Raw genomic sequence first — 16,440 nt, 5'->3', positions numbered from 1 at the left:
TGCACTTTCTCGCGGGAGCGGCGCTAGTTTGATTGAATAAGCTTTTTTTTGGTGGCAGAGGGCTTACACGAGCTTTCTCAATAGTTGGGCGCCCTGGGTGGCGTCGAGCGACGATTCGTCGATCCGGTCGATGAGGTCTTCGATCAGCCGCAGACTTCCATGGGCGGCAGGCGCGCGCTCGGCCTTCGCCACCACAGCCACCGGACGGCGCAGGACCGGGCTGTCGAGCCAGTATTCATCCTGTGCGAACGGATAGGTCGGCAGCTGCATGCGGTCCGGCGTAATTGCGCCATGGAGCCTGTTCCAGTCGAGATCCATGCCCTTGGCCCACAGTTCGAGCAGCTTCGAGAACTTTTTGCGTGCAATCCATTTGTCGATTGCCTCGCTGATGTCTTCGTCGTGAATGAAGCTGCTCAGACCATCGTTGTTGCGCTGGACCTGGCCGCGGCACGAACCGTCGATATCGTCGTCGCCATCGACATACGCTGCGAGATTGGCCACCAGCTGATCGACGCTGGTTACCACGAAGCCAACCCGCATTTCCATCGGCTCACGCCCGACCTGCAGGGTGTAAGCGACCGCGCCCAGATCGACACTGGCAGCGGAAGAACGCAGGAAGTCGCGCAAGTCGCTCGCTTTTTGGCGCAGTTGTTCCGCGCTCCTGGCCGACAGCGGAACGATCACCGCATCATCCGGATTGCGCACCGCAGCCGTACTGCGAGCCGGCTGGTATTCCTGCACGATGACGTGGGCGTTGGCCCCGCCGGCGCCAAAGGATGAAATGCCGGCGATACGCGGCTTGACCTTGCTATCGACCAGCGGCCGCTCCCAGGCCACCAACGCCTGATTCACCTGGAACGGCGTCTTCTCGAAGCGGATGTGCGGATTCAGGCTGGATGAATGCAGGGACGGCGCGACCTGCTCGTGCTTCAACTGCAGCAGCACCTTGGTCAACCCGGCGATGCCTGCTGCCGCCTCCAGATGGCCGATATTCGACTTGGCCGAACCGACCAGGCAGTAGCCCTTATCCTGCGTGTCCTCCGCAAACGCCTGCTGCAAGCCGGCGATTTCGATCGGGTCGCCCAGCTCCGTGCCGGTGCCGTGCGCTTCGATGTAGCTGATGTCGCGCGCGCTGATGCCTGCCTTGTCGATGGCGATGCGCACCAGCTCGGCCTGCGCGACCGGGTTGGGCACCGTGAAACCGTTGGTTTTGCCGCCGTGGTTCACATGCGTCGACAAAATCACGCCATGAATGATGTCCTTGTCGCGCACCGCCTGGTCCAGCGACTTGAGCAGCACCACGCCGACGCCCTCGCCCGGCACGAAGCCGTTGCCCGCCTCGCCAAAGCTCTTGCACAGCCCATCTTTCGACAGCATGTGCTGGGACGACATGTCCACGTAGCTGGTTGGATGCAGGTACAGATTCACGCCGCCGGCAAACGCCAGGTCGCAATCGCCGTCGTTGATGTGTTTGCACGCTTCGTGGATCGCGGTCAGGGACGACGAGCACATGGTGTCAACCGGCAAGCTCGGACCATTCAGGTCCATGAAATATGACAGGCGGTTGGCGACCGAGCTGAACGAGGTACGCGGCCAGAACTTGTCGTCACTCTGCGCGGTGTTGCGGTACAGACTGTATCCAGCGCGGGTGATGCCGGCGAACACGCCTACCCTGCCCCTGAATTTGCGCTTGAACACGCTGCGGGTGTAGGCGGCATTCTCCATTGCGCCCCACGATGCCTGCATGAAAAGGCGTTCCTGCGGGTCCATGTTCAGCGCTTCGCGCGGTGGAATGCCGAAGAACAGGGTGTCGAATTCTGCGAACCGGTCGATGAAGCCGCCGCGTTTGCAGTAGCTCTTGCCTTGCTCGACCGCCTTGTGTTCGTCCGGCTCGAAGAAGCCGTCCATCGACCAGCGTTTTTCAGGGATGTCGCTGATGGAATCCTTGCCGGCTTTCAAGTTGTTCCAGAATTGCTCCAGATTGTGTGCGCCTGGATACATGCCGCTGATGCCGATGATGGCGATGGCTTTCTGCTGGCCCGGGTTGTGGCTGATCTGAGCCACGCCACGCGACCTGCCGCGCACGGCCCGTGTCAAAGGCAACGTTGCCTGCGGCGCCAAACGTTCCAGCGCGAACATCCGTTCCAGCGCCGCCCGCTGCGTTTCCACCAGATGCCCGGCCAGCGCGTGCACTGTCTGGAACTGGTCAGTTTTGGCCCGCAAGACGTCATCGCCGACGACTGGCGCGGTGGTGCGCACAGCCACAGGTGCCGGCGCTGGTGCAGGAGCGGAACGGTCGACCTCGAACAGGCCTTCCAGTTTCTCCAGCTGGGTGTCGATCAGGTGGGCCGCCAGCGCATCGATCGTCTGGAACTCGTACAGCACCGTGCTGCCGATCTCGTCGAAGTGCTTCTGCAGCTCCTGGTTGACCAGCCCGATGATGATCGAATCGATGCCGTAGCTTTCCAGCGGCTCGCTTGCGTCGATATCGTGGCTGGCGATCTTGAGCGCCTTGCCGATCACCTGCTTGCAGAACTGAACCGTTTTGTCCCTGAGCAGATCGCCGCTGTTCACGCTCACCAAGGCCAGGTGCGGCGCCACGGTCTTGCCGCTGTCAACCGGCACCTTGACCACGGGGCGCTGGCGCACGACGCCGTCGCTGAAAGCCATGATGATCTGCTGGCCTGCAGCGTGCCCTTCGCTGCAAGGGAACTGCACTGAATAAAAGCCCTCTTCCTCCAACACCATTTTCCAGGCGTCGGGGTACAGGCCTGGCGAGCCGGGAATCCTGACCTCGTCGTCCTCGTTGAGCCACCAGCCGTCCAGCAGACCGAAGGTCAGGTGGCCGCAGACCGATTTATCGCTGATTTCATTGAGCAGCAGCATGCCGCCCTTGCGCAGCACGGCCTTGGCGTTGCGTACGGCGTTGCGGATGTTCTTGGTGGCATGGATCACGTTGGCGGCAATCACCACATCGTAGCTGCCGGCTTCAACTTGTTGCTGCGCAAGCGGCTGCTCGACGTTGAAGATGCGAGTGACAAGGTACGGCGCGCGCGGCGCGTAAATGTTCTCAGCATGGAACAGGAAGGCTTTGGAAAGATCGGTGTAGCAATATTCGGCGATCCGGTCCTGATAAGGCGTCAGCTTGTCCAGGATGCTGACCGTCGTCGCCCCGGTACCGGCGCCAATTTCCAGCATCTTGATCCGTGCAGCCGGCTCGACGTTGAGGCGTGCCTGGACGGCGGCGACCAGGGTCTCGCTCAGGCTGACGTTGTATGCGAGCGAGAGCGTGTCCGACTTGTAGACCCGTTCGACCAGTTCCAGCGACGAGTTCGGAAAGATCACATCGGTGGCCTTTTGCTTTCCGGTCAGGATGTCCGGCAATGCGCGCAGGCACTTATCGACCAGCTGGCACAGCGCTGCCTTGCCTTCGGCTTGCTGCCAGACAGTCATCGCGTGGTCCCATTCGGCCCACATTGCCGCCAGCGGGGTCTTCTCCCGCGTCGCGATCGTCTTGCTTTCCGTGCGCCAGCGTTCATAGGCCGGCAGCACGGTCGGCGTGGTCTCGAGTATGGCGCCCAGCAGGCGTGCAATGAGCCCTTCCATTTCCTGGCCAGCATGCTCCTTCATGTGCACGAATGGCGACGCACGGTTCATGCGCGCGATTTCCGCGTCGGGCACCACCATGGCAGCGGCGGCCTGATTGTCGTAGCTGGTCATCCATTCTTCCGCGCCGGTGTGCGGCACGGTTTTAGCGATCGACATCTGATCGATGCCGCTGGCAATGAACTGGTCCAGCGCCCGCATGCCTTCGGCCGGGTCGAGCGGCCGGTAGCCGATCTCGTTGAAATACGTCTTGGCAGCGTCGGTCAGTGCCTCCCCCGCGCCGACCGACCAGTAGCCCCAGTTGATGACCTTGACCGCGCAATCCCAGTGCTTGCCCAGTTGGAGCGCAAACGCATCCTTGAAGGTGCACCCGGCCGAATAGCCGCTCATCCCCGCGCCGCGCACGAACGATGCGTTCGACGAGAAGAACAGTGCGAAATCGAGCGCTTCCTTGTTGAAAACCTGGGCAATACGCACGCTCAGATCGATTTTCACCGACAGAACCGCCCTGAAATCGTCTTCCGACACCGTTTTCAGACTTTGGTCGAAGGCACCGACAGCCGAATGGACGATGCCGTGAATGCCCGGGTGGCTGCGCTTGATTTGTTGGTAGGCGGCCGCCAGTTCGCCAGGTTTGCTGGCATCGGCCTGGATATATTCGGGGGTTTTGCCGAGTGAGGCGCAGCTATCGAGTTTTTGCTGGATTTCTTCGTTCAATTCGCGGCGTCCGATCCAGATCACGGTCGCCTGATACTGTTCGATGACGTGACGGCTCCAGATTTCGCCAAGCCCGCCGCTGCCGCCGATGACGACGTACACGCCTTGGAAGCGGTACGGCGGTTTTGCATCGGCCAGGCCCGTGACGCGCACCAGCTTCTGCGCGAACCATTCGTCGCCCCGCATGGCGTAGCAGACATTCTTCGCCATCCACGGCAGCTTTTGCATGGTGGTTACCGCGAGGCCGGTCAGCGACTGCAGGTCGAGCATGCGGATTTGCCAGCGCGGATACGCGTCCGACATACTGCCCGAGAAGCCTTGCAAACCGGCGTGCGTTGGATTGACGGTCTCCGATGCCAGCACCGGAAGGCTGTTCAAGGTGACGATATCCCACGCCAGGGCGCGTTTTTCGTAACCGAGGCTGGTCAGCGCACGCATGATCCGCAGCACCTGCATGATGCCGCCGCGCTGGTCGTCGATGATCGTTTCTTCGGCAAAGGTATCGACCGCGTGAGCCGATGCGATCCAGATCAATCGGTCGACATCGACGTTTTGCAGCGTGGCGCTGATGTCGGCGACGGTGTCGCCTTCTTCGATGCGCATGAACGTGGCGGCAGCGTAGTGCTGCTCAAGGAGCTTACGCTGCTCGTTGCTGGCGTTGATGACCAGCACGCGCTCGCCGGCCAGTGCTTCAGCGGATGGCTTGACCGTGTCCCAACGGGGCGTCGTCATCACCATGACCGCGTTATCCACACTCTCCACGGATGTTTGTTCGACAAAATCGGCAACGCCACGCACATGCACGCTGTCCTGAGCGCCGGCCGTGTAGATCTCGAACGAGATGCTCTCGTCGTCGTTGGCGAACAAATCGACTACCAGTTCGAGGTTGCCGGTGACGCGCAACGGCGACTCCCAGCTTACTTCGCCAATGTCGATCGTTCCGGTTTGGTCAAGATCGCTGGTCGAGTGCTCCACCGCCACGCGCGCCATTTCCAGCAAGGCGGAAGGCGCCATGACCTTGACGCCATCGTTGGTCCGCTCGAAGCATGCCTCCTCGCCGCTGAAACTCGAACGGTAGCGCTGCTGGCTCAATACGGAGACGTTTTTGTGCAACAGCGGATGCAGCATGCTGGCAGCGCCCTCTTGCAACACGCTGACCGCGCTGGCGCCGATCCAGAAGCGCTCCTTTGCAAACGGATAGCCCGGCAATGCCATGCGCTGCGGCTTGGCGTCGCCATACAGCATGGACCAGTCCAGATCGAGACCCTTGACCCACAGGTCCAGCAGCTTGCCCAGCGCGCGCTGGCCCAGCCACTTATCGACGATCATCGCCTTCATATCGTCGTCCTGGACAATCAGCTTCATGCCTTCCTTGTGTCGCTTGACCTGGCCCTGATACACGCCATCGATGTCGCCCTCGCCCGCGGTCCAGGCTTTCAACTTGGCGCGCAGCTCGTCGACCGAGCCTGCCAAAAAGCCCAGCCGCTCACCCATCACGTCACGGCCCAGCTGCAAGGTGCAGGCCAGTTCGCCCAGATCGACCGCACCATCGCGTGCATCGATAAAGGCCAGCAGATCGCTCGCCGCCTGGCGCAGTTGCTGCTCCGTGCGGGCCGACAAAGGCACCACCATTTTTCCATCCTGGGTGACTATCGATATGTCTGCCTTTGCCTGCGCGTTTGGCTGGTGCTCGGCGAGCACGATATGCGCATTGGTGCCGCTGAAACCGAAGGAACTGATTGCCGCGCGGCGCCGTGCCCCGCTGGCGGCAGTCCATGGTTTGAGCGTGTCGTTGATGTAAAACGGGCTGCCGTCGAGCTGGAAGTGCTCGTTGCGGCGCTCGAAGTTGATGGTTGGCGGCAGCGCGCGGTGCTGCAACGCCAGAACGAGCTTGATAAAGCCGGCCGCGCCGGCCGCGGTCAGGCAGTGACCGATATTGCTCTTTACCGAACCGAGAGCGCAGAAGCCTGCCGTATCAGTGAACGGTTTAAAGGCTTCCTTGAGTCCAGCCACCTCGATCGGGTCGCCCAGTTTGGTGCCGGTGCCGTGCGCTTCGATCAGGCCGATGCTGGCCGGGTCGATGCCGAACTTGCGGTACACCGACTGCAGCAGCCGGGTTTGCGATTCTTCGTTCGGCGCGGTGATGCCGTTGGTCTTGCCATCCTGGTTCACGCCCCAGCCTTCGATCACGGCTTGTATGCGGTCGTTGTCACGCTCGGCGTCCGCCAGTCGCTTGAGCATCATCACGCCCACGCCCTCGCCCGGCACAAAGCCGTTGGCGCGCTGGTCGAAGCTGAAGCACCGGCCATCGGTCGAGAGCATGCCCGCCTGCGCCGTCATGATGTGCATCGCCGGACCGGCCATCACATATACGCCGCCCGCCAATGCCAGGTCGCTGTTCCCGGCGTTCAGGCTGTCGCAGGCGTTGGCGATGGCAACCAGCGACGACGAACACGCAGTTTCAATCGATATGCATGGCCCGCGCAGATTCAAAAAGTACGAAATGCGCGCTGCCAGGATCGAACTTGCGGCACCGGTGAAGCCTTGCGCGCTCAATTGCTGCTCCGGCGCCACCTGAAGGTAGTCGCTCGGCCCGCAGCCGACGAACACGCCGCACTGGCTGCCCGACAGCGACTGCGGGTTGTAGCCGGCGTTTTCGATGCTGTGCCAGCACGATTGCAGAAACAGGCGCTGCTGCGGGTCCATGCATTCCGCTTCGGTCGGGGAGATGCTGAAGAACAGCGGGTCGAACAGGTCGTATTCGCCGAGCGCGCCGAGCCATTTGCTGTTGGTCTTGCCAGCCTTTGGCGCTCCTTCCTGATAAAACGCGCCGAGGTTCCAGCGTGTGTCGCTCACTTCGTCGATGCAGTTCCTGCCTTCGGCAAGGTTGGTCCAGAATTGGTCCAGATTGTTCGCCTTGGCGAACTGCCCGGCCATGCCGATCACCGCGATCTGCTGCGAGGCGGTCGGCAGCGCCGGGACAACCGGCGATGCGGGGGCCGCAATGACCCGTGCGCGGCCACGCCACGAAACGAGCGCGCTGCGCGTCGGCGCAACTGTGCGTACCGGGGCAGCGGCCACCGGCGGGGGCGCCTCCTTGACCACACGGTGCCCGACTTCATCTTGAAGCAGCCGCGCGAACTGCTTCAGGGTCGGGTGACTATAGACCTTGGTGGCTTCGATGTTTGTGCCGTAGTGCTCATTAATCTTGCGCACCCAGGTCACACCGGTGATTGAATCGAGGCCCATGTCGATAAACTGGGTGGTCTCGTCGATTTCATCAGCGCCCAGATGCAGTTCTTTAGCGAGCATTTCCTTGATCTTGCCGATCACCGCGCCTGATGATGCCGGTGCAGGACCTGGCGTGCTCTCGACTTCGGGCACGGAGGCACCAGCGACCAAGCGGCTCAACTCCTTCAGGGTCGGGTGGCTGTACACCTTGGTGGCCTCGATGTCCGTGCCGTAGTGCGCATTGATCTTGCGGATCCAGGTGACCCCGGTAATGGAATCGAGGCCCAGGTCGATGAACTGGGTGTTGTCGTCGATTTCGTCCGGCGCCAGGAACAGTTCGTGCGCCAGCATCGTTTTCAGCTTGCCGATGATGGACGAGGAAGCTGGCGCGGTCTTTGCCGATGCGGCCACTGGTTGCGCCTTGTCCGCGGCGACTTTCGCCTGGATGTTGCCAAGCGTGTCCGCATTCTTGACGAAGGTTTGCTCGTGCATGTCGACTTCGCGGCGGTAGCTGTCGTCGCGCGAGCGGCGCAGCGCATCGGTCGACAGTCGCTTGAGCTCCATCAGCCGGGCACGCGGCTGCTGCGCCATGCGCGTGGCCAGCGCAATCGCGGCCGGGACTACGTCGCGGCGCGGCAGCACGGTGAGCGGCACGCCGCGTTCCTTCAATTCACGGCCGGAGATTTCCTTCGCCGCCAGCAGCGTCTCTCGCGCCAGGTCGTAGCCGATCTTCGCAGGGAACATCAAGGTCGAGCCGGCGCCCGGAGTGAATCCGTAGCCCATGTAGGGGCTCAGGTAGCGGCTCTCCTCGCTGAGCAAAATCACGTCGGCGAACATCCCGAACGACCAGCCGCCACCGATGCCGTGGCCCTGGATGGCGGCGATGACCGGCAGCGAGCAGTCCATCGGCAGCTGGAACACCTTTTCATCGGTGAACTGGGCTTGGCCTTCCTGGATCGCCAGCAGCGTTTCCATGGTGCCGCCGGTGGCGAAATAGCTGTCGTACCCGGTCAGGACCACCGCCTTGTAGCCCGGAGTTTGCTCGATGTGCGCAAAAGCCTCCTTCAAGCCGCTGACCAGCGCCTCCGAGAACATGTTCTTCGCGTCGCGCTCCTGCATGCAGACCACCACCACGCCATCGGCGTGCGCAGTCAACGTCACCACGCCTGAGCGCAGCTCGACCGGGCCTGCCGGCGGGGAAGCGGCGTCCGCCGCCACAGTTTCCGGCAGCGCCGCGACATCCACGCCGCGCGCCGGTTTCCATGGCCGCTTGCTCCACAATGCTGCCAGCTCATGCGCCTGCGCCAGGGACTCGCCGACACGTGCACCGAGATCGGCGCCGGAGTAGCTGCCGCCTGCCAAACCGATTTCCTGGCCCAGAACGGCGTCGAAACGCCGGGAGCACGGCACCGGCGAGGTGGTGTAGCGGGCGTCGTGTTTGTAAAATGCAGTGTCGCAGGCCGTACCGAACAGCCACGCCATGCCCTCAGCGTCGCCGTCGAACGCGGCAATGACAGGGATTGGGCAATCGCGCACAAGCTGCTGCAAGGCGGCGAACGTTCGGTCATCGGTCTTTGGCAAAAAGCCCTGCAATGCGCTGGTGACAATGGCCACGCGCGTACCTGCATCGAAGCCGCGTTTCAAGTCCGTCATTAATTCCTTGACGCCGTACGCCTTGCCCAGCTTGACGACAACGATACCCTGCGCCGGGCCACCGGCAGCCGGTTCGACAGGCCCCAGGGCGCCGGCCAAGGCCAAAAGATGCCGGCCCAGGTGCGTTTTCAATAGTCCGAGCGCGAGGCGCGATTTTTGCGACAGGTCGGCAGCCAGTTGCCTGGCTTTTGCATCAACTTCCGCTGTTGGCGCAACGATGCCGATGGACGGTTCCCGACCAATCCGATACAGAAACGCATCGGCCGCGGATACGCCCAGCCGCTCCTGGAACAGGCGATCTTCCGCAGCGCTTGGGAAGATGCCATGTTCAATCGCCGTGAAGCTGAACGCCCCGCCCTCGCCACGCACGACAAAGTCGCACAGCGCCGCCAGCAGCATCCCCACGCCGCTGGCGCCGTCGCGCACAACCGCGATGACCGGATACGGGAATGCGGCAACGGCAGCCAGCAAGCCACTCTCGACAGCGTCGTTGCAGGCGGCCCGGTCGCCCCGCCAGAACTGCGCGTTGCGGGCGTTCAGCAGCAGCACCTTGAGCGAACCTTCGCCGCGTGCACGGTTGAGGGCTTGCGACAGCGATGCAATCGCCTCGCGCACAGTCGCCGCGTCGATATCGATCGAAAACACTCCCTCGCCCAGATCGAACATGCGCACATTGGTGGCGTCCGTCGATGGCGCAGCCAGGTCCATCAACGCGAACGTCGCTTTTGGCGCCGGCGGCTGCGAAGGAACGAGCACGCTGGCCTGCAGTGCGATCTGCGCCGGCTTTTTACGCAGCGGCGGCAGCATGATCGGGCCTGCTGGCGCGAGCCGGATTTCACGAGGGCCGACCGCCTGCGGTATGCTTACCGGCGCACTCTGGCTACCGAACACCACCCGCCCCTGGCAATAAACAGCGTTGTCGGCGCCATTGTAAATCTCGGCATCGACAGCGTTGCCGTCGCGCGCGAACAGGGCAATGCCCACCTGTTGGCCGGGCGTGATCACGACGGGCTCGCCCCACACCACGTCCCCAACGTGCCACGAGCCAGCCTCAAGCCGCTTTGGCGACGCCAGCTCGACGGCGGCACGCATCATGTCCAGCACCAGTTGCGGTGGCAGCGTTTTTTGGCCTGCTTCCTCAACCAGATAGTCTTCCGACCCGGTGAAGGTCGACGTGTAGCCTTGTTCGGCCAGATTCGACGTATTGGCGTGGACCAGCGGATGCATGACCGCCGGCGGCGCCGCCGGTGCCGGCACTGGCGCCTTCGTCTGGGCCCAGTAGCGTTCTTTCGCAAACGGATACGTCGGAAGGCTCATCAGGCGCGGTGTGCGTGCCGGATCATTCAGCTTGCCCCAGTCGACGCTCAGGCCCATGACCCACATCCCGGCCAGCCTGGCGATGTTCCTGTCGGCGATCCACTGCGCGAGCGATTCCTGGAAGGCCGGATCTTCGTCGAGCTGCGAGATTTCGTCGCGATGCTGTTTGACCTGGGCACGATACACCTCCGGCCCGGTCGCCTCGCTGCGCATGAACGCTCGCAATTTGGTGGCCAGGTCACCGGCGGACGTCACCAGGAAGGCTGCACGCTCCTCCATCGCTTCGCGCCCGACCTGCAAGGTGTACGCCAGTGAGCGCAAGTCGATTTCGCCTCCGACCACGGCCAGCAAGGCGCTCACGCGCTGCTGCAACTGCTCCGCGGTACGTGCCGACAGCGGTACCACGACCTGCCCTTCGACGGCGGCGGTAGCCATTGCTGGTGCGCGATACTCCTCGATGATGACATGCGCATTCGACCCGCCCGCGCCGAACGACGAAATGCCGGCAATGCGCGGCAGGACCCGGCCATCCACCTCCGGTTGCTGCCATGGCTTGAGCGTCTGGTTGACCACGAACGGCGTGGCCGCGAAGTCGATGTGCGGATTGAGTTTGCTGGAGTGGAGCGACGGAACAATCGCGCCGTGTTTCATCTGCAGCAGCACCTTGGTCACGCCGGCGATGCCGGCCGCAGATTCGCAATGGCCGATGTTCGATTTGGCCGATCCGATCAGGCAGAAGCCCGCCTCGCGTCCGGGTGCCTGCACGCCCTCGTAGAACGCGCGTGTCAACGCCGCGATCTCGATCGGGTCGCCCAGTTTGGTGCCGGTTCCGTGTGCTTCCATATAGCTGACGTGACGCGGATCGATCGCGGCTTCGGCCAGGGCGCGCCGTATCACATCGGCCTGGGCCTGCGGGTTGGGCACGGTGTAGCCGTTGGTTTTGCCGCCGTGATTGAGCGCGCTGCCGCGAATGACACCATATATATGGTTGCCATCGCGCTCGGCGTCGGACAGGCGCTTGAGTACCGCCACGCCCACCCCTTCGCCCGGGATATAGCCGCCACCGCCCTCGCCGAAGCTTTCGCAGTGGCCGTCGCTCGAAATGAACTGGCCGCCGCTCAGCATCGTGTATTTATTCGGATGGATGCTGACGTTCACGCCGCCGGCAATCGCCAGGCTGGTGCGCCCCATGCCCAGGTCCTGGCACGCCAGGTGAATCGCCGTCAACGACGACGAGCACATGGTGTCGAGCGTCAGGCTCGGACCGTGCAGATTCAGGAAGTACGATACACGGTTGGCGATGCTCGCCAGGCTGCCGGAGAGATTGTATTCGCCGTACATTACGCCCGCATACACGCCGACCTGGCCATCCATGCCGCTGGCGTTGGGGATTTGCAGGCTGTCGCGTGTATAACCTGCGTCCTCGATGGCGTTCCAGGCGTACTGCAGGAACAAGCGCTCCTGCGGATCGATGCTGCTTGCCTCGCGCGGGGCGATGTTGAAAAAGCGCGGATCGAATTCGTCCACCCCTTCGATGAAGCCGCCCCACTTGCTGTAATGGGCGCCTTCCTTCGTGCGGTCTTCGCTATAGAATTCGCGCCAGTCCCAGCGATCTTTCGGCACTTCGACGATGCAGTCGGTCCCGTCGCGCAGATTGCGCCAGAATGTATCCAGGTCGCGCGATTCGGGATAGCGCCCGCTCAGGCCCACAATCGCGATCGCTTCATTGACTGGCGGCGCCACTTGGGCAGGTGCGGAGGCGAACGGGAAACGCTGGCGCTGCCGACGCCCGCCGGCAGGGGCCTGCACGGGGGGCTTGATCACAATCGGGCGCGTTGCGTCAGGGGCCGATGGCGTCGCAAACATCGTATTCAGCTTGCCGGCGTGCGACTCCACAAAATAGTCCGCAAGCTGGTCGATGTTCTGGTATTCGAAGAACAGGGTCTTGGGCAAGGCGCCGAAGGTCGCTTCGATCTGCTTGGTCAGGTTCATGGCCAGGATCGAATCGATGCCGTAGTTTTCCAGCGCGGCGCGGGTTTCGATTCGGTGAACCGGGATTTTGAGGATGGCGGCAAATTCGGCGCGCAGGAATGCACGGGTTTTGGTCGACAGGTCGGCCGATCCGGCCACGGCGACCGGTTTCGCGACGCTCTTGCGAATCGTCCGCTCGGCCGCCAGCGCGCGCTGCATGCCTGCGGTATCGCCGTGCATCACCATCACCGAACTTTGCGGTAGCGCAAGGCAGCGGTTGAACGCCTCCACGCCCTGCTCCGTGGCCAGCGAGCGCAGGCCGGTCCTCTGCTGCAAGGCTTCGCTGCTGGCCGCGTCGATATGCATGCCGCCGTCCAGCCAGTGCGGCCACGCGATGGCGACGGTGCGCCCTTTGCGCTGGCCAGCGTCCACCAGCGCGTTGCGGTAGCCCGCGAATTGGTCCATGAATCCGTTGGCGGCCGTGTAATCGGCCTGTCCGACGTTGCCCGACCACGAGGCAATCGACGAGAACAGCACAAAAAAGTCCAGGTCCATGTTCTGGCTGGCCAGGTCGAGGTGCTCGGTACCCGCTACCTTCGGCTGCAGTACCTCGCTGAACTGCGCGGAACTCTTCTTCAGGATGAAATCGTCGCGCACGATGCCGGCGCTATGAATGATTCCGTTAAGGTGACCGTATTGTTCAACAATCGACGCCAGCACGCGTTCCGTACCGGCGGCATCGGCGACATCCATCTGACGGTACTCGACCCGGCCGCTCTTCTGCAGCGCTAGGAGCCTGATGCCGGCGTCCGATGACCGCCCGGTCAGTACGACACTGGCGCCAGTGGTGGCACGCAGGATCTCCGCTGCCACCAGGGAGCCCAAACCGCCCAGTCCACCGGTGATCAGGTAAACGCCATGCTCCTTGAACGCGCACGGCGTCCTGGCCGGTACATCGACAGCGCGCCAGCGCCGCACCAGGCGGCTGTCTGCGGTGTAGTGCACCACGCGGTCTTGCGGATTACCGCGTTCGGTGCGCAGGCGGCGCGCCAGGTCACCGGCCGGTATCGCCGGACGCACCAGGACGATCTGGCCGACGATCGCCGGATTTTCCAGGGCCGCCGTATCGATCATGCCGGACAAGCCGGCGAGCATCTGCGCATCGTCGCGGTCGGCGACGACGATTTGCACGAATTGCACGCCCTGCGGTTTCGCTTCCAGAACGGTCCGAATCGCCTCGAAGCAATGGAGCGCAATATCGGCGTAGGCCTGCGAGACCGTTACTGCGACGAGGTTGACGTTACTGCAGCGGCTTCCCGGCACCAGCGATTCCAGCTCGGTGGCGGCGATCTGCGGCAGGTCGCACAGGACAATGTGGTGCTGGCCGAATGCCGGCGCCTCATCCTGCGCTGTGGACGGGGCGGCGCAGCGCTCCCAGACGGGCGACGCCAGCAGTGTTCCCATTGCGCCGGCCTTCGCCGGCTGTTTTTTCAGCGCCTTGATCTGCTCCAGAGCCTCCTGTTGCGAAAGCTTGCCGGCTGCCAGTGCACGATAGATGTTCGTTATCTCTTGCTTCATAGGTTCCCTAACTCCACAGCTTCGTCAACGGAGATCTTGTTGCTGACAATGTCAGCCAAAATCGATTGGTAATGCGCTTCATCGAAGGAGACGGAGCTCTCCATGGGGCGTGAGGAAAAGCCCCGCATCTGCACGCAGATCTCGCCGGCCGCGTCGCACAGGTCGATATCGACCTTGATCAGGCTTGCCGATGCACCCTGCCCGCCCGGCGAGTACCGCACCCAGGCCACCATCGTCTCCACGCACGGCGATACGATGCGAAGCGATTCAAGGGCAAACGGCAGCGCGACCTTGCCGGACGCTTTAAGGAACGTGTCGATCAGGGTGATCGACCCTTGCAGCGCGCTGTCCATCATGCTTGGATGGAGGATGTAGTTCTCGTCACGGCGCGCGGCCTGCGGCAAACGCAGTTCGACCAGAAGCTCGTTGTCGCCCTGGTGGGCCGCCACGATGCCGCGAAACGCCGGCCCATAATCGAGGCCCATGCCGGCAAAGGCCGGGTACAGCGCTCCCGCCTGCGCGCATGCGCCTGTCATTTGTGCCCGCAAGCGCTGCAAGTCGAGCGGCTGTAAGGCGCCCTGCTCGCCCATTGCGTAGCTGCCCTGGCAATGCAGTACTTCCTCGTAACCGTCACCGGCCTCGCTGTAGACTTCGAAGGCGACCTGCTCGCCGTGGTCGGAGAACACGGCAATCGTTACGCTTCTTGGCCCGGTGACGACGATCGGCTGGGCCCATGCCACGTGGCGCAGTTCGAGTTGGCCGACTGCTTTTTCCGCAGGCATCGCATCCATCAGGGCGGCACGCGCCATCTCCAGGTAGGCTACCGCCGGCAGCACCGGCTGGCCGCCGACCCGATGATCGCCCAGGAAGAATTCGTCGCCACTAAAGGTGCTGGTGTAGCTTTGCTGGTTCAGGTCCGACGTATTGCGATGCAGGAGTGGATGCAGCACCGCCACCGCGCTGGCCGGCGCGGCGCTCTTGCGCGACCCGGTTCCATCAACCCAGCAGCGCTCTTTGGCGAATGGGTAGGTCGGAAGCGTCATGCGACGCGGGGTGGCGTTGGTGTGCAGCTTGTTCCAGTCCAATTCAAAGCCCTTGACCCACAGGTCGGCGACCTTGGACAGGTTCTTGCGCGTGATCCAGCTCTCGATCACGGTGCGCATCTCCGGATCGGCGGCGAAGGCGGACAAGGTGTCGTCGCCCTGCGATGCCTGCCCGCGATACACGTCGGCGACCTGGCGTTCGCCGTCCAGAATTGCCTGGAGCTTCCCGGTCAGTTGCGCGACCGAGTCGACGACCAGCACCAACCGGTGGTCCATTTCATCGCGGCCAGCCTGCAAGGTGTAGGCCAGGCTGCCCAGATCGACCGTTTGTTCCTGGTGGCTGATGAATGTCAGCAGATCGCGCACTTTTTGCTGCAATTGCTCGGTTGCCTTGGCCGACAGAGGCACCAGCACCTTGCCTTCCGGCGTTTGCGTGCGATGGGCCGATGGCGACGACGCCATGTGCTCCTCGATTACCACATGGGCATTGGTGCCGCTGAAGCCGAAGGAACTCACCGTCGCCATGCGCGGAGAATCGCTGATCCAGTCGCGATACTCGGTATTGACGTAGAAAGGCGACCTGTCGAATTCGATGTGCGGATTCGGCTGGCTGTAATGAAGCGAAGGCACCAGCTTGCGGTGTTTGATGCACAGCAGGACCTTGACGATACCCGCCACGCCGGCGGCAAAGCCAGCGTGGCCGATATTGCTCTTGACCGAGCCGAGTGCGCAGTAGCGCGCGTCGCCCGCCGGTTTGCCGAACACGGACGCCAGCGCATTGACCTCGATCGGGTCGCCTAGTGCCGTGGCGGTGCCATGCGCCTCGACATAGCTGATGCGCTTCGGATCGATGTTGAACCGGCTGTAGATCTGGCGCAGCAGCTGTTCCTGCGCCCGGGAGCTCGGCGCGGTGATGCCGTTGGTCTTGCCATCCTGGTTGATACCGGAACCCTGGATCACGCCGAGGATATTGTCGTTATCACGCTGCGCCTGCGACAAAGCCTTGAGCAGCACGACCCCGCAGCCTTCCGAGAACACGATGCCGTTGGCCGATGCGTCGAACGCGGCGCAGCGGCCGTCGCGCGATGGCATGCCCACTTGCGAGGTCAAAATGTGGCCAAGCGGCGTCGCAAGCACGTTGATGCCGCCCGCCAGCGCAAGCTGGGTTTCGCCGCTGCGGATGCTGGCGCAAGCCAGGTGCACCGCCACCAGCGACGACGAACAGGCCGTGTCGAGCGCCAGGGCCGGCCCCTTCAGATTGAGCTGATAGGAAATGCGCGCCGCGAGGATCGCGTTGGATGTGCCCATGAACGCGGCGCCAACA

2 protein-coding genes (1 of these 2 running past the window's edge) are annotated in these 16,440 nt (G+C 63.0%); both read right to left on the bottom strand.

All coding sequences use genetic code 11. The annotated features are described in order from the left end of the window. Positions 1–63: 63 nt before the first annotated feature. Positions 64–14,073 carry an SDR family NAD(P)-dependent oxidoreductase gene (locus RBA41_RS03630; RefSeq protein ID WP_306621126.1) on the bottom strand — a complete coding sequence of 4,670 codons (14,010 nt, stop codon included), beginning with the start codon at positions 14,071–14,073 and terminating at the stop codon, positions 64–66. Continuing rightward, positions 14,070–16,440: the final stretch of an SDR family NAD(P)-dependent oxidoreductase gene (locus tag RBA41_RS03625; RefSeq protein WP_306621124.1), read on the bottom strand. The gene runs 12,653 nt beyond the window's last position; the window shows 2,371 of its 15,024 coding nt (coding positions 12,654–15,024); its start codon lies off the right edge, out of view; its stop codon occupies positions 14,070–14,072. Before RBA41_RS03625 ends, RBA41_RS03630 begins: the two co-directional genes overlap by 4 nt.

The organism is Massilia scottii (assembly GCF_030846495.1).
In the GTDB taxonomy this organism is placed as follows: domain Bacteria; phylum Pseudomonadota; class Gammaproteobacteria; order Burkholderiales; family Burkholderiaceae_D; genus Telluria_A; species Telluria_A violaceinigra.
The sequence above is the reverse complement of the archived record's forward strand: the minus strand, read 5'-3'. Positions and strand labels throughout refer to the sequence as shown.